This is a genomic window from Xenorhabdus sp. PB62.4 (assembly GCF_014467285.1).
Lineage (GTDB): Bacteria > Pseudomonadota > Gammaproteobacteria > Enterobacterales > Enterobacteriaceae > Xenorhabdus.
Genome location: NZ_NKHR01000011.1, coordinates 15,890 through 32,598 on the forward strand (window position 1 = coordinate 15,890; position 16,709 = coordinate 32,598).

The 16,709-nt window shown below is 44.0% G+C and carries 10 protein-coding genes; all 10 read left to right on the plus strand.

The window, feature by feature from the left end:
• Nucleotides 1-47: 47 nt before the first annotated feature.
• The 10 genes from Xenpb_RS10895 to Xenpb_RS20030 all read left to right on the plus strand — a co-directional run bounded on the left by Xenpb_RS10895 (nt 48) and on the right by Xenpb_RS20030 (nt 16,331).
• A complete protein-coding gene (locus Xenpb_RS10895) occupies nt 48-827 on the plus strand; it encodes a flagellar basal body L-ring protein FlgH (RefSeq protein WP_222942952.1) in 780 nt (259 codons plus the stop codon).
• 15 nt (nt 828-842) lie between these two features.
• Nucleotides 843-1,961, plus strand: coding sequence for a flagellar basal body P-ring protein FlgI (locus Xenpb_RS10900; RefSeq protein WP_187654344.1), 1,119 nt, complete (start codon nt 843-845; stop codon nt 1,959-1,961).
• On the plus strand, nt 1,958-2,926 hold the full coding sequence (gene flgJ / locus Xenpb_RS10905; RefSeq protein ID WP_255523118.1) for a flagellar assembly peptidoglycan hydrolase FlgJ: 969 nt from the start codon (nt 1,958-1,960) through the stop codon (nt 2,924-2,926). The genes Xenpb_RS10900 and flgJ overlap by 4 nt, the downstream gene beginning before the upstream one ends.
• A gap of 120 nt (nt 2,927-3,046) precedes the next feature.
• Nucleotides 3,047-4,687: a flagellar hook-associated protein FlgK gene (gene flgK, locus Xenpb_RS10910; RefSeq protein ID WP_187654346.1), complete on the plus strand. Its 1,641-nt coding sequence runs from the start codon at nt 3,047-3,049 to the stop codon at nt 4,685-4,687.
• A 36-nt stretch (nt 4,688-4,723) separates the two neighbouring features.
• Nucleotides 4,724-5,683, plus strand: a complete 960-nt coding sequence (gene flgL, locus Xenpb_RS10915) for a flagellar hook-associated protein FlgL (RefSeq protein ID WP_187654347.1) — start codon at nt 4,724-4,726, stop codon at nt 5,681-5,683.
• A gap of 690 nt (nt 5,684-6,373) precedes the next feature.
• Nucleotides 6,374-6,724: a DUF2645 family protein gene (locus Xenpb_RS20465; RefSeq protein ID WP_187654348.1), complete on the plus strand. Its 351-nt coding sequence runs from the start codon at nt 6,374-6,376 to the stop codon at nt 6,722-6,724.
• Between the two features lie 145 nt (nt 6,725-6,869).
• Nucleotides 6,870-7,031, plus strand: coding sequence for a hypothetical protein (locus Xenpb_RS10925; RefSeq protein ID WP_187654349.1), 162 nt, complete (start codon nt 6,870-6,872; stop codon nt 7,029-7,031).
• Between the two features lie 358 nt (nt 7,032-7,389).
• Nucleotides 7,390-8,031, plus strand: coding sequence for a hypothetical protein (locus Xenpb_RS10930; RefSeq protein ID WP_187654350.1), 642 nt, complete (start codon nt 7,390-7,392; stop codon nt 8,029-8,031).
• Between the two features lie 336 nt (nt 8,032-8,367).
• On the plus strand, nt 8,368-12,975 hold the full coding sequence (locus Xenpb_RS20025) for an AMP-binding protein (protein WP_255523112.1): 4,608 nt from the start codon (nt 8,368-8,370) through the stop codon (nt 12,973-12,975).
• Complete coding sequence (locus tag Xenpb_RS20030) at nt 12,972-16,331, plus strand: AMP-binding protein (RefSeq protein WP_255523113.1); 3,360 nt, start codon at nt 12,972-12,974, stop codon at nt 16,329-16,331. The genes Xenpb_RS20025 and Xenpb_RS20030 overlap by 4 nt, the downstream gene beginning before the upstream one ends.
• Nucleotides 16,332-16,709 lie beyond the last annotated feature (378 nt).

Consider the following 16,709-nt stretch of genomic DNA (forward strand, 5'->3'; position numbering starts at 1 on the left):
GAATATGTCCCTCCACTATTTCTGCGATAAACTTAAGAGCATAGAAGATGGATACAATGCCCGTTGCCGAAAGCCATGCTAAAAACCATGTAGCTTATGACTCTGCCGGTTTACGGAAAAACCGGGAAAATAAGTGGCGTATCAGCATATCTGTGGCGGTATTAACCTTGTCGGCACTGACATTAGGGGGCTGTGCTTACATACCGCACAAACCGCTGGTGGAAGGGCAGACAACCGCAAAACCCGCCGAAGCACCTGCTCCAATGCCAAATGGTTCCATTTTTCAGGTTGTCCAGCCGGTTTATTACGGTTATCAACCCCTGTTTGAAGACCGTCGTCCACGCAATATCGGTGATACGCTGACTATTATCCTGCAAGAAAACGTCAGTGCGAGCAAAAACTCCTCAGCCAACGCCAGCCGCAATGGTAAAACAGGTTTCGCTGCTGCTTTAACCCCCCGTTTCTTGCAGGGATTGATAGGCGGTGACAAAACCGATTTGGGCATGGAAGGCAATAGCGAGTTTGGCGGCAAAGGAGGGGCAAATGCCAACAATACATTCAAGGGCACGATTACTGTGACTGTGAATAAATTGCTGGCAAACGGCAACCTGCATGTCATAGGGGAAAAACAGATCGCCATCAATCAGGGAACGGAATTTATTCGTTTCTCTGGCGTAGTGAATCCTCGCACTATCACTGGCAACAATACGGTTAGCTCCAACCAAGTTGCAGATGCCCGCATTGAGTATGTTGGTGATGGTTATATCAACGAAGCGCAGCATATGGGCTGGTTGCAACGTTTCTTTATGAATATCTCACCGTTTTAAAAGAGGGTGGTCAGGATGAAAAAATTAGTCGCCAGCCTTTTTACGTTTTTGCTGGTTCTGTTCAATACATTCGCGTCTGCCAGTGCTTTTGCGGAGCGCATCCGCGATCTGACGACCATTGAGGGCGTTAGGGATAACGCGCTGATTGGTTATGGTTTAGTCGTTGGATTGGATGGGACGGGTGACCAAACCATGCAAACGCCTTTCACAACCCAAAGTTTGAGCAATATGCTGTCACAGTTGGGGATTACTGTGCCGTCCGGTACCAATATGCAGCTTAAAAATGTGGCCGCCGTGATGGTGACAGCAAAGCTGCCACCTTTTGCGCGTTCAGGGCAGAACATTGACGTTGTGGTCTCCTCATTGGGTAATGCTAAAAGCTTACGTGGCGGGACATTGCTGATGACGCCCTTGAAAGGGGTGGATAACCAGGTCTATGCGTTGGCTCAGGGAAATATCCTCGTGGGTGGCGCAGGTGTGAGCGCCGGTGGTAACAGCATTAGAATCAATCAGCTTGCAGGTGGGCGTATCTCTAATGGCGCGGTGATTGAGCGAGAATTGCCAACGCAATTCGGCCAGAAAAGCACGTTGAACCTGCAATTGAATGATGATGACTTCGGTTTGGCTCAGCAGATTAGCGATGCGATCAACCGTCTGAAAGGAACAGGAACGGCAACACCGCTGGATTCCCGCACCGTGCAGTTGCGTCTGCCAATAGAAAACAGCGAACAGGTTAAGTTTCTGTCTCAAGTTCAGAACCTGACTATTCGTGTTAATGATGGCGATGCCAAAGTGATTTTCAACTCTCGCACCGGTTCAGTGGTCATGAACCACAATGTGACATTAGATAGCTGTGCGATTGCTCACGGTAGCCTGTCTGTCACTGTTGAACGTCAAACGGTCGTTAATCAGCCTGATACACCATTGGCGGGGGGAAATACCGTCGTGACCCGCAATACGGGCGTTGGCATTCAGGAACAGGGCGGTGCATTGCAAAAAGTCAATGCCAGTGCGAACCTGACTCAAGTTGTACGTGCGTTAAATGCACTGGGTGCAACGCCAACAGATTTAATGTCGATTTTGCAGGCGATGGAGAGCGCAGGCTGTCTGCGTGCAAAATTGGAGATTATCTGATGAATGACTTTCTGACGATGTCTAATGCTGCTTATGATGTTAACTCGCTGCATTCACTGAAAGCTAAACTGTCACAGGAACCACAACAAGGGCTACGGCAAGTAGCCCAACAACTGGAAGGCGTTTTCGTTCAGATGATGCTGAAAAGCATGCGTTCCTCATTGCCGCAAGATGGCATTTTGAGTAGTGAACAGACCCGCTTTTATACTTCGATATACGATCAGCAAATTGCTCAAGACCTTTCCCAAAAGGGACTGGGGTTTGCTGACATGATCGTTAAGCAATTCTCTGACGCTAATAATATGCCGAGTGAATTGGCGGGCGCCACGCCGATGCCACTGGATAATGAAATCCTGCACACATTGCCGAAACAGGCATTGGAGCAATTTATGCGCCGGGCGATGCCTGACCATTCCTCTTCGGCCTTCACCAATGGTTCAGCCCAGTCGAAGCCATTGCCAATGAACAGCGCCAGCTTTGTTTCCATGCTTTCCTTACCGGCCCAGTTAGCAAGCCAGCAAAGCGGTATTCCTCACTTATTGATTATTGCTCAGGCCGCACTGGAGTCAGGTTGGGGGCAACGAGAAATTCTGACCGCAGAAGGCAAGCCGAGTCATAACCTGTTTGGCATCAAAGCGGGGAAACACTGGAAAGGGCCTGTCACCAATATCATGACGACGGAATACATTGATGGTGAACCGAAGAAAATGCAGGACAGCTTCCGTGTGTATGGTTCTTATGTGGAAGCGATAACGGATTACGTCAAGTTGCTGACAGAAAATCCCCGCTACGCCAAAGTCGCGCAATCCACGACGGCAGAGCAGGGCGCGTATTCCTTGCAGGACGCAGGATATGCCACCGATCCCGGTTATGCCAAAAAACTAGTGTCACTGATCCAGCAGTTAAAGAATACCGGCAATCAAATGGCAAAAGCCTATGCCTATAATTTCGATAACCTGTTTTAAATGACAGGTGGCGGAATTAAGCGCATTTCTGCTCAAGGAACAGAGAGATGTGCCGATAACTGTAACAGTGAATGACCTCCTATAGAGGGAGGATTAAAGAAAACGTAAAAGGATCTACACATGTCCAATAGTCTTATGAATACTGCCATGAGTGGTATTAACGCCGCGCAGGTGGCAATGAGTGTAGTGGCTAATAACATTGCCAACTCTAAAAACGCGGACTATAACCGACAGACTACCGTGCTGACACAAAATAATGGAACCATGACGTCGGCGGGCTTTGTCGGCAATGGTGTGGTTGTCAACTCCATCAATCGTGAATACAGTGAATTCATCACTAAACTACACAATGAGGAACAAACGAAACACGCTGCCCTGAAATCTTATAACGAGCAGATCAACAAAATCAACAACTTATTGGCAGATAGAGACACCAGCCTGTCCAACTCAATCGGCGAGTTTTTCAAAAATATGAAAAGGGTTGAGGGGGGGGCGGAAGACAGCGCTGCCAGAACCACTGTGCTGGACACAGCAAAAGTTTTGGTCAGTCGGTTCAAAAGCGCTGGTGACTCTTTGCGTCAGATAGACGGCAGTATCAATGATCAAATTGAACAAAATGTTCGAGATATCAACAACTACGCGGAAGAAATTGCCAAGCTGAACAATGAAATTACGCGTATGCGCGGTATGGGCACGGGTGAACCACTGGCATTGCTGGATAAGCGTGATGAAGCCGTTAACCGCTTAAACCAACTGATCGAAGTCAATGTGGTTCAGCAGGATCGCGGCATTTATAATGTCTCATTCGGTGGCGGTATGACACTGGTATCGGGCAATAAATCCTACCGATTGGAAGCTATTCCTTCCAGTACTGACAGCGGCCGCATCACACTGGGTTACAACAATGGCGTAGCGGGAACCAAAGAGATCGATGAACGCTTTATCTCTCAAGGTGCACTGGGTGGCGCATTACAAGTGCGCAGGGGAGTGGTGGATTCAACGCGCAATGAATTGAACCAACTGGCACTGGTGATGGCGGATCAATTCAATCAGGTACAAAACGGCGGTTTTGATCTGGACGGCGAGAAAGGCGTTGATTTCTTTAGCTTCACTAACCCTGAAGTCGTTGCTAACGGTAAGAATAAAGGTTCGGCTGGATTTACAGTGGAATATGCTGATACCACTAAGGTCAAAGCCAGTAACTACACCCTCAAATTTGAAGGGGGAGACTGGGAAGTTCAGCGTGCCTCTGACAACGCGATGATCCCTGTGAAAAAAAACGGCGATACGCTGGAATTTGACGGTCTGAAAGTCAAAATTGATTCGGCTAAGGCAGAAAATCACGACAACTATATGCTGAAAACGGTCAGCAACGTTGTGACAAGCTTAGAGGTGAATCTGAAAAATACCAACCAATTGGCGACCTCCGATGCCAAAAATTCCGGCCAAAGTAATAACAACAATGCAAAGAAATTCCTTGCATTGCAGGATAAACTTTTAGTTGATGGCAAAGCTTCCTTTGCCGGTGGGTATGCCTCACTGGTCAGTAAAGTAGGCAGCGCGGCGAATAAAGTTCAGGTCGACCTCGAAGCGCAGGGGCATATTGTTAAGCAAATTAATTCAGATCGCCAATCGATTTCCGGCGTCAATATGGACGAAGAATACGGCGAATTGCAACGCTTGCAGCAGTATTATCTGGCAAACGCTCGTGTGATCCAAACCGCAACAACCTTGTTCGATGCGATTTTGAATATTCGTTAATCACCGTTTGGCTGAAGATAAAAAGGAAATGATATTGTGCGTGTAAGTACGAATCAATTATACACTCAAAAAATGAATGGGATCTTTGATGCTCAATCTAAGTGGATGAAATTGAGTGAACAGTTGTCCAGTGGTCATCGGGTAATTAATCCGTCTGATGATCCTTTGGCGGCTTCGCAGAGCATCATGGTTTCTCAATCTGAGTCGAAAAACCAGCAGTTTGCCACAGCTCGCAACTTTGCCAAAAGCACTATCTCCTTACAGACGAGTATCATCGGCGATGTTATACAAACTACCTTCAATGTTACAGGAACATTGGTGGCAGATGCACATAGCGATCAGGATCGTGCATCTTATGCACAGCAGTTGAAAGAACTTAAAAAAGCGTTGCTGAATTTAGGTAACAAGACTGATGGCAATGGTCGTTATATTTTTGCTGGCTATAAAACGGATGTTCCTCCTTTCGTGGAAGATGACAGTGGGAAGGTGAGCTACGTCGGCGGTGATCAAGAAATTACCCAGAAAGTAGATGATAACCGCTCAATGATTATCGCCCATACCGGGAAGCAGGTATTTTTATCTCAGCCTAGCAAACCTATCAAAGAACCTGATAACAAAACCAACAGTGAATCAGATGTTTTTGCTTCCATTGATATGGCAATCAAGGCACTCGAAATCTCGTACAGCACGGCGAGTGAGGACGAGAAGAAAGAAGCTGAGGAATTGATGGATAAAGCTAATCGTGGTATCCGTAATAGCCGGGAAAACTTCTATTCCGTGCAAGCCGTGTTGGGTTCGCAGCTTCAGGAGCTGGATAAATTGGATGCGCTTGGCAGTGAACGTAGTATTGCTAATCAAGCGCATCTGGGAGAATTAGCTGGTGATGATTTGATAGGTATTATCACTGATTACCGACAACAACAAACGGCACTGCAAGCTTCCTTCATAGCGTTTACCGACTTAAAAGGCATGTCTTTGTTTGAGATGCATCGCTAATTAAGATTGGTATGCTATTTTTATTTTAAGCCCTTAGCTTCTTTTCCCGTAACACGGGGGAAGATAAGGGCTTATTTGTTCTCTTTATTTTGTCATTTTTCACTTACTGGCAGTATGTTCATTTCTGTTTTCTTTCTTTCTTTCATTTCCTTTCATGATTCAAGAACTGTTATCGTATTATTTCAATTTGTTGTTATCAGATTTGGCAGTTTCTCTATATTTTCAACATGTCTTCTACATAAGAAACTGATATTTTAAAAAGTCGTAAAGTGTAATTATTAAACAATATTTGTATAGACAATGACTTGTAAATAAATGGCAATATAAAATAGATAAAAAGAATAAAAATTCTAAAATTGTAGTTTATGTCAATGATTTATCCTTTATTTATAATTATGGTGAATGATTCTGGGAAATATGCAGTAATCGACACGATTAAAACCAATTTTTCCCGTAGATTCACGAAGGAAAGATGATCCGTTCCATAAGGCGTAAAATCACTCCCATCCATGCTTAATTTCGGTTTTTTTATTTAGTATATTATTTTATCTTGTGATCGAGATCTTATCTTTGATAGGAAAGAGAAATAATACATTAGCTTTTTTGATATAAACATTCTTGAATGTGCATTGGTGGTTTCTTGTCTAGGGGTAGATCTCATCTTACTATTGATGATAAGAATAAATAAACATGAAAACTATAAGTATACTCTTTTGTATTATCTTTATTTTGTACAGTGCAATATTAATTGGGTGCTTTTCGACGGTTGATCATGACTGGATGATTGGGAAAGAGGGAGTCAATACGGTTTGTGATGTAGTGAATACTTTTGTAGTTAATGACGACAGAACATTAACAGCACCTCTGTGTTTGGTCTTTTTATTACCTGTTATGATTCTTTTTATGATGAAGGGAGTAAAAGGATTTGCGGAGAATAAATTACAGTCGATAGTGTATTTTTTGACAGTGATGTTTTCAATTGGAAATTGGTATTGGATGTTTTTTGGTCGATTTGCAGATTGTCCGTTCCCTCCAAACTGACTATGATGATTATTGGAAGGTAATGGTGTTGAACATTATCTCCCAATAAGAATTATGCAGAATAAGCCATTAATAATTTATTGCCTGTTCCTGCCTTGATTGGAGTGAACGGCATTTTCATCTTGGCGGTTTTTTAGGGGCATCGTTGCTTGATGCTTTTTTAAAGAAAAAATGGGTGGTCAGGCAATTGGACAGCCGGAAATTGGTATTAACAGAATCAGGGAAACGTGGGCTTAAGCAGAAGTTTCGCGTGGAAATAGATAGCGGCATGGTTCCCTATGATGAATATTTTACCCAACGTATATAAATAATGTTTAATGTAAAATGAATTTTAGCTATATTCGTTTTGATATTAATTTAAATTGTTATTATTGTTTTATTTTATGAAGTCAATGTTCTTCTGATTACTGTTTTCTAAAGTTTATTTTTTATTACTCATTTGATTTTATTGTAATTTTTTAGATTACTTAAAATAACAGAGAGATAAGATTTGAAACAGGCTTCTTAACTTTATTTGTTGATTGATACTCGATATCATTGTAATGTTTATGGCGCTAATTCATTGCCCACGTAAAAATGAACATGTTAATTATAAATAAGAAAATTAATGGAATCTCTTTATCAGTCGTTATTTAAGGCATTTTGTTTATAGTTTAAGTGAGGTTATGTTAGCGAATATGAAAAATCATCAGTATTCAATGCAACAAGTTTCTTCTGAACTGATTCATAAGGTTAATAATTACAAATGCAGTAATGACTGTATCAGTCCTGTTTTCGGGTTTTCCAGGCTTTGGATGTTTTTACTAATTTCAACAAATATAGGAATTCATAAATCTGTCATTAAATTTCAATTAAATGATAACTTGAACAATGAGAAAATGGCTTCTGAAAACGAGGAGCGATTAAGTTTATTTCTTTATCGGCTGCATCTTGAAAACAGCGGGTATATAAGCATAATGGCCGCTATCAACTTGGGGAGTCTTATAGAGATGTTTATCCGTAAGTATGGTTTTATGAGTAGCAGAAGTGCTGTTTATTCTTTTTTGTTTATTAAAAATTATATTATATCAAAAATAACTCATCTTATTTCATATGGTTCACTTTATCATAATGACTCTTTAATGAAGGGTATTATCTTTAATTTTGTATCGCGTTATTCTTCATCTTTTATATTCTTCAATCTTAAAGCTGCATCATTGTTAGCGGCTTTACTTCATACCAATCTCACTGTTATCTGTATTCCTGAGGATTCTTCTCCTCTCTGTTGTGACGTAACTCAAAATTTATTAGGGATGGCCCCAACTTAATTTCAATCGAAAAATACTGTCAGTAATAATTATATTAAAAATAACCACAAATGCTATTGGTCATTCTTTAGCACCATAGTGAAAAACTGACAGAAAATTATTTCTCCGGTTGAATGATAAGTTTTGTATTTTTGTCAGTCATTTTATATGTCATTTTTTTGAGGTTCTGAATATTCGTGTCATGGCTTGCAAAAATATGGCACTGAATGTTGTTGAATCGTTATTGGGATCCTTTACGGTTATTAAAATTAAGCTCCTGAAAACTTGATAGTAGATAGACAAAATTGCATCAAGTATAGGCAGAATTTGCTCTTCACCAAAACGAGTATTTAAACCATGAATAAGCTGATTTTTGAGCTGTCTCGGTCACAGCAAGCTGTTTTCAAAATGGAAGCGTTTCATTTGACTGGCTACCCGTTTTATTTGAGTGTTGCGGTACGTTTAAACGGGGATATCTCTCTGGACAGGCTGACTCAGGCCGCTGAAACGACTCAGAATTCAATGGATATATTTCATATTGGATTCGTTAAAGATCATGCGGAAACAGATCACTTGGCAACACAGTGGCATGGCATCCGGCGGCTCACGCCTCACGCGGAAGTCATACAAGTCGATTTTAGCGGTTACCCGGACCCTAGACAGGCTTTCGAAAGTTGGGCAGAGCGCCAGACGTTGATAGAAGAAGATTTATCACTGACACCGGTGCGCGTTTTTGCCGTGCGTTTTCAGCCGGAACAGACAGGGTGGTTTATTAAGGCGCATCATGCAGCTACAGATGGTGAGGGATTGTCAGTACTGATAGAACATCTGATGAGTGCGCTGGAAGAAGAAGAGCCGGATACGGAATATCTCCTATTTTCGGTTAACGCGGAGGGTGAGCGGAATTATGAAAACTCCCGGCGTATGCAAAGAGATGAAGCGTATTGGCGGAGTATTTTCAGTGACAATACCGGTAACGAAACGGAATCAGCTAATGCCGGCAAAATAGCCAGCCGTTATCCGATTGGTGACTATCGCAGACTAACGCCTCGATCCCGGCGTGTACGTTACGAACTGAGCGAAGCTGAAAACGATATGCTGCGCCAGTTTAAAAGTCGTGGCGGCTCCATTTTCAGGCTGTTTTTCGCGGCAGTCGCGTATACACAAATGGTTATTGAGGATGGCAATGGCGCTTTATTGCAGGCACCGATGCTTAACCGCTGGAGTCATGAAGAGAAACGCTCTGCCGCTATGGCAGTGGCACCGGTTTTGATCCCCGTATCTCGTGAAGCGGGGGAGACGGTGACAGATTGTTACCATATGCTTAAGCAGCGTTTGCAAAAAGCGGTTGCTCACTCACGTTATGCGCCAGGCGCCCGATGGAATGAATTTGCATCACAAGATTGGAAACGGATCATTCCCGCTTTCGGGGTTTCCTATCAGACTGGCATTTTCCGGAAAACGGTCTTAGGTGCTGATGTATCAATTGACCATATGCAGGCAGTAGAAGCCCTGTTTGCAACCATTCATATCCATGACCGCTTTGAAGGCGGGAACTTCAAATTTGAAGGTGATTTCCGCAAGATCTGGTCATTAGATCAATGTCACATGTTTCTGAAAACAGTCACTGATTATGCAATGGAAGCTGTCGGCGAAATTTTGGCACAACAAGAAGTCACGCAGACACCATTAAGTGAAAAAGAGCAAGAAACCCGCTCTTGGAAAGAACCTCTGACAAAGCCGATCGGCGTTCATTTATACCATGCGTTTGAACGTTATGCTGATAATCCGTTATTCAGGCAGGGTGCTGATGCCGTGACTTACCGTCAGGGATTGAAATGGATTAACCAGTTCAGGGAACAGTTGCGTGCCATACGAAATGAGCATGATCCGGTACTTATTCTGGGAAGACGGACTCCTGAAACTGTACTCGCTTATCTGGCTTGCCTGATTGAAAATGTGACGGTAGTTCCCGTTTGCCCGACCATGCCTTTAGCCAGGTTATCGACTATTGCCCGTAATTCGGGGGCCTCTCTCTGCATTTATACGGGAACCGACCATCACCTTGCAGAAATGCTTGGCTTGCGTTTGTTACGTGTTTCCTTGGATAAGGCAGGGCTTGATGTTGCATTGAATCCAGTAACATGGACAGAACAGACACATTGTCACCCTGCTTATATTCTCTATACCTCAGGATCGACCGGAGAACCTAAAGGCGTGGTGATTTCCCCGATGGCGCTGGCAGATTATGCCTTGGCGGCTAAGGCGGCTTATGCTGCGCAAACGCCATTTAATGCGCCTTTATTTACCTCCTTTGGTTTTGATTTAACACAGACCGCCATTCTGGTTCCGGTTTTGTCGGGCGGATTTATCCAACCTCATGAACAAGATATCCGTGATAACCCTGAATTGCTGCAAACGTTGCTGGCTGATGAGTCATTGACGGGCGTTAAATGCACGCCATCCCATCTCTCATTACTGATTGAGCACAGCCCGAAAAGAAGTCATCCGCTGACTTTTGTTGTGGGTGGAGAAAATTTGTCCTCTTCTCTGGTGAAGAAAGCACTCGATTATTTTCCTGCGGGGAGCAAAGTCATCAATGAATATGGGCCGACAGAAACAACAGTCGGATGCTGTATCTACTCAGTGAGTAGGGAGGAAAGCTCTCTTGACGGTAGTGACAAGATAAACACTGCGGTTATGCCTATCGGTACGGCGTTGGGTAAAGCAGAGATATCGATAAAAGATTCTTGGGGACAAAATATGCCCCGTGGATTCAGGGGTGAAATCAGTATCAGTGGCCCGGTGCTGGCCACGGGATATCTCAACGACCGAATCCAGACGCAGGAAAAATTTGTGTGCGGTGCTGATGGATTAAGCCGCTGGTATCGTACTGGTGATTTAGGGTTACAGGACGAGCAAGGAATATTTCATTGCCTTGGGCGTATTGACGATGAATTTAAGGTCCGTGGCTACCGGATTCACCCGGCGGAAATAGAGAAAGCGGTGGAAAGTGTACTAACGAGTGTCGGGGAGAACGCTAACTATAGTTGGGAGTTGAAGGCACTGAAACTGGTGGTTGATGAAGCGGATGGGTATGAAACAGTCGCTTTGTGCAGCAGTCAAGCCATACCGCATGACAACCCGGAATTTCAGCGTAGCCTGAAAACGAAAGTTCCTGATGCTTGGTTGCCAACGCTGTACTGTACCGTACAACCCTGGCCGATTAATGCTAATGGTAAAGTTGATATGGCGGCGCTGACCGCCGCAGCTCAGGCTACGTTGATGGCGAGTGGTTCTTCCCTGCCCGGTTCAGCCAATGCACAACGGCAGAATGGGACGGGAACCTATCAACTGCCTGTCTGGTTAAATGCAGCGTTTCTGAAACCAATCTGGCCACAAAACGTCGATCTTACCATTTCATTTCTGGAACAGGGAGGCGACTCGATCAAAGCGATCAGGCTCGTTGCATTGTTAGCCAGAGAAGGGGTTCGGATTGAGGCAAGTGAACTGTTGACGTTGAATTCCTTAGGCTCTGTTCTTGAAAAAGCCTGCGCAGCGGCGTTGGAAAATGGAGTCACTGATTCGGTGATATCAGAAGAGCTTAAAGCAAGCTGGATTAAGCACTTACCCAGTATCGGCTGGTTCCGGCAACAATGTTTTAAACATGGCAATCGATTGCAACAAGGCATGGTGCTTGAGTTGAAATCTTCGCTCTCGGCTGAAGAAATAAATGCGGCCGTCTCAATGGTTAAAGCAAAGCATAAAATTTTTGCTTTGAGGGCAAATCAAGATTTGAGTGAGTTTTACTTTGCATCTCCAGAACCGGAAGTGTATGACTGCGGTACAGTGACAGAAGACGAGATTCTGGCGCCGGGTGAACACCTTGAAAACCGATTGAATAAATTGCAAAGCAGGGTTTGTCTGGCGAAACAACCTAGCGTGCATTCGGTCGTATTTGATCCGGTTTCACACAAAAATTATCTGATTTGGGTTTGTCATCACCTTATTTGCGATGTGCATTCATGGATTTTCTTATTGGATGAGTTAGAGCAAGCTATCAATGGCTCTTCATTCCAGCATGCGAACGCAGAGGGAACGACCCACGAGCAAGGCGCATTCCTTTGGGGTAAATGGTTGGCAGAACACGTTCCTGAGGTGGATTATGTGCCTTATGACGATACCTTCCATCACCCCTCTGTGACTCCGGTGACTTTGGCGCTGTCAATTTGCAGTCATGATTTGCGATTGATGGAGCAACGCTTTAAGGCTGAGCGTTCACAATTGATCGCTGCTGCTTTGATGGACGTTATGCAGGATAACGAAATATTGCCTCCGCAGCTTGTCATCCTGTTTGAAAACCACGGGCGTTTATTCTCTGAAGCAGGCATTCCCGCAACTTGGAACGCAGAAATGGCGAATGCGGTAGGTTGGTTTACCGGCTTTAATCAGTTGACCCTTAACGTTTCATCAGAGCAATCATACCAACTTTCCCAGGCTGCTTTTTTGCGAAAATTAAAATCGGGTTTCTATGAAGATAAGCCGAGCTGGAAAGCACAATTAGGGCTGAATAATCCGGGAAAACGGCCACACATGTGCATCAACGACATTGGCTTGGGATTAGAAGGGCGCGGAACATGGGGGCATTTCGATCTGGTTCAGTCCTTGTCGGGAGGTTTCCGGCATCCTGACGAAAAGAGTGTGGCCGACTTTGACATACTTATTCGTGATTGTCGTGAGTCTGGCTCTGTTTTAGTTGAATTGAGGTTGGGTATTCCCAACGCTAATGGTGATGATGCGCAGCATTACTTGGCACAATTAAACGAAAAACTATTATTAAGCGAAAAACTATTATTGAGCGAAAATCAGCGACTAACCGAAAAGCCATTCATACCTGCCGATTTTCCTCTTTGTCAACTTTCACAATCGGAGCTTGATCTCATTATTAAGGGAGCCTCAGCATGAGAACCGCTATCGATTCAGCGAATACAGTATTCAACGATAATTATATTGAAGAACTGCTACAAGTGACGCCTCAAGCGAATGGGTTACTGTTTCACGCATTAAAAGACGGAAACAGCGCTTATCACATTGGTGTGGCATTCAGCTTGAAGGTGGATGCCGATAAAGAAACCCTCCTTGAAGTATGGCAGCAGATACAGCAGTCACAGCCCGCTCTCAGGTCGGTTTTTGTCTGGGAAGGCATTCGCGTTCCCCATCAGGTTATTTATTCTTTGCCCCGAATTCCGTTCGAATATATCCGTGTTGACCCGACAGCTCCAGTCCCGTCAATTAAACAGCGTTGCCTTGATTGGCTGGCACATTCTAAAGCCACGCCTTTTGCGTTGAACAAAGAAGTGTTTCGCATTGTTGGCTTCCACGATATTAAGGCGGGAACGGTAAGCCTGGCCTTCTCTTTTCACCATATTCTGATGGATGGCTGGAGTAGTTCGCTGTTGATTTCCCTCTGGTTGCAGGGATTACGTCAGCAAAAAATTGTTCCTCTGGATGCACGTATCTATTCACAACAACTCTGGCAAGGATTAAGCCAGGAAGCGTTGATGTCCAGTCGCGAATATTGGCGAGAGGTGTTTCAACATTTGCCTGATGGAGAGTCTTCTGCAACAACCAAGCTCTTGGCTGAACCCCTGTTCCGGGCCATTGGTCATGATGCGGCTGAGAAAGCAATAAATGAAAAAATCGTCGTAAATAGCTTATGGAGCGAAGAACGTAAAGCGGCTATAGAATCACTTTGCCGCCGCGCGGGGGTAACGCCGGCCAGTTTTATTTATCTATGCTGGGCATTGACGCTGGCTAAATTCACCTTCCAGAAAACCATTACGTTGGGTTGTACATTTTCCGGCAGAGGCGGAGCGTTGACGCAAGACATTGACCGTCAGCCCTTAGGTCTGTTTATCAATACCGTACCACTTATCCTTACGCTTGAAGGTGAATGGAATGTAGAAGCTGCTTTGCGTTCTGTTTTTCAAGCGCTACAACAGGCGCAACAATATGAAAAAACGCCACCTTTATTGATCCGCGAGGAGGCGGGAATACGTGAAGAACTCTATGACTCCATTGTGGTTTTTGATAACTATCCCATTGATGCCACATTGAAAGATGCCAGTTGTGGTGCCTTCGTGACGGATTTATACAGCGAAGAAACGACGCATTTCGGTTTGACATTAACCGTTTCTGGCGTGGAACAATGGTTAGTCGAACTCAGTGCCGGAGAGGTTTTCACGGGGGCATCTGATGCAGTAAAAATGGCGTTTAATGGGTTTGAATCGTTGGTGGAAGATCTGATTAATCACACCACAGATACCTTGATTGAAGATCTCATCTTAAAACTTAATGCAGAGAGAGCAGAAGAACTCTCTTTGCGCATTGGGGAGATCAACGAACAGACGCCGGATATCAACTCATTGCTGACACGTATTTATCAGCGTCTTAGCGAATCACCTCAAGAAATCAGCCTGATCCATGGACAAAATAACATCAGCAATCGTGAGTTATTGAAAGGAGTGAGTGTCGTACAAGAACAGTTACGGTTATCGGGTTTTATTCCGGGAGACAGAGTTGCTGTCCATCTTGAAAAAGGATTGTTATCGACTCAGGCAATACTCGCAATATTATTCAGCGGTGGCAGTTACTTCTATGTCAATCCGAAAGATCCACTGCAACGTAAAGAGATCCTGTTAACGTTGGCAGATTGCAGCATTGTTTTATGTGACGCTTCCTTTAATAAAGAACTAGGTTTTAACAAAGAACTAGGCGCAGGGAGCGGACGTTATTTGCTGCTGGATATTGAGGAAAAGATTTTACAGCCATCTACGGCGGAGCCGACGCTATGGACTCACCGACGGCCTGAAGATGAGTTTTACTTTATATTCACGTCGGGAACGACAGGCACGCCTAAAGGAATTGCGATCCGTAATGAATCGGTTGCAAACCTGCTGGATTGGTTTATTAAAGAGACGGTGCTGACAGCCGCTGACAGAGTGCTTGGTCTGACCGATCTGAATTTCGATCCTAGTGTAGAAGATTTATTGGGTAGTTTTGTTGTTGGCGCCACGCTGATCTATCCATCGCCGAATGTGTTACTGGAGAGGCTGGCGTTCATTGGACTGTTGCAGTCTGAATCTATCACCTTAATCAATTTTATTCCCGGAGCCATTGCGCAGCTTATTCAGGACGCGCCATTCTTGCCTGCCATGAGATTATGGATATTCGGGGGTGAAGAATTACCTAAACGTCTTCGGGATGATTTGTTGCAGCAAGGATACGCCGTTAGCAACCATTATGGTCCCAGTGAGACGACGGTGGATTGTCTCAACGCGAAACAATCTCTTACTGCGGATGTTGCCATCGGTTGGCCAATTCAAAATGTTATTGCCTATTGCGCTGATATATTTGGCAAACCATTGCCTGCCGGTGTTCGTGGTGAGCTTTGGGTGGGAGGCAAGGCGGTTGCCCGTGGTTACACGACTAACCCCGTTGAGACGGCGAAGTATTTTGTTAAATCTAAGTACTTGGATCAATACAGTAAGCATCCTTTTTATCGCACTGGCGACATGGTTACTTTTTCCAGTGAATCAGGTTTTCGCTATCTGGGGCGGATTGATGATCAGGTGAAGGTGAACGGTATTCGCATTGAACCAAGCGAATTAGAGCGTGTTGTTGAAACATTAGATACGATTAAAGCCAGTTGTTTGCTGCCCGCAATAGAATCGAAGGGAAAGCGCCAGTGGCATCTGTTTGTTGATAGCCATGAACCTCCTGCGATATTGGAGTCCAGGGTACGAGAACATATCCGGCGTAATTTCCCGGAATCGTGGTTACCTTCACTTATTGTGGTTGTCGATGGGTTTGAACGTACCATTACCGGCAAGATCAATCGCCGGAGCTTACAGGAATATGCTGCGCAACAACGGCAAACAAAACCGATGGAAAATCATGTGCCATCGGCAGATCCGGTGGTAGCGAAAGTGCAGGCGGTTTGGAAAGCGGTGCTGGAAAGCCAGATGATTGATACAAACATCAATTTCTTTGATGCTGGTGGTAATTCGATAAAGATAATTGCACTCCAATCCCAGTTGCAACAAGCGTTCAATCAGGAGGTCCGTGTCACTGTCTTATTTGAGCATCCGACGATTGCCTCTTTCTCAAACTGGATTAAACAGAGCCAGTTGTCACCTGAACAGGTGAACTCAGACAAACAATCATCCCAGGAGCATATGTTGTCGTCATTCCAATCCGGTAAGAGCAGATTAGCGGACAGGCGACGCAAAGCAAAAGGCAGTACAGGAGAACCTGTTTAATGAATGACGATGTATTTTATATGCTCATAATAAATATTAATTATCAGATAGGAAATAATGATAGTTATTTGTGGCTTTAGTATTTCTTTTATTTCTTATTAATTGATAAAGTATATTGCACATGTATTTCTAGTGTTAATTTTCCGAAATTAACATAAGGATTACTTTGTGATAAATAAATTATTGCCTAAATCAACTCTATTTTTAAATCAAATGGAGTTGATTGTGCTGTCAAAATTTTTTGTAGAAAAATATGAATATTACATTGGTTTTAAGGCCGTGACTTAAGGGCGGTAGCGTACCTAAATAACACTTATGAAATCGGGTATTATATATTTTGTTTTTATCTTTTCCGACAAGCTGATTTTTAATCACAAA

Excerpts from the sequence above, each read along its gene's own strand:
- Xenpb_RS10930 (WP_187654350.1), top strand. The coding sequence starts at position 7,390 with ATGTTAGCGAATATGAAAAATCATCAGTATTCAATGCAACAAGTTTCT.
- Xenpb_RS20465 (WP_187654348.1), top strand. The coding sequence starts at position 6,374 with ATGAAAACTATAAGTATACTCTTTTGTATTATCTTTATTTTGTACAGT.
- flgK (WP_187654346.1), top strand. The coding sequence starts at position 3,047 with ATGTCCAATAGTCTTATGAATACTGCCATGAGTGGTATTAACGCCGCG.
- Xenpb_RS10900 (WP_187654344.1), top strand. The coding sequence starts at position 843 with ATGAAAAAATTAGTCGCCAGCCTTTTTACGTTTTTGCTGGTTCTGTTC.
- Xenpb_RS20030 (WP_255523113.1), top strand. The coding sequence starts at position 12,972 with ATGAGAACCGCTATCGATTCAGCGAATACAGTATTCAACGATAATTAT.
- Xenpb_RS10895 (WP_222942952.1), top strand. The coding sequence starts at position 48 with ATGGATACAATGCCCGTTGCCGAAAGCCATGCTAAAAACCATGTAGCT.
- Xenpb_RS20025 (WP_255523112.1), top strand. The coding sequence starts at position 8,368 with ATGAATAAGCTGATTTTTGAGCTGTCTCGGTCACAGCAAGCTGTTTTC.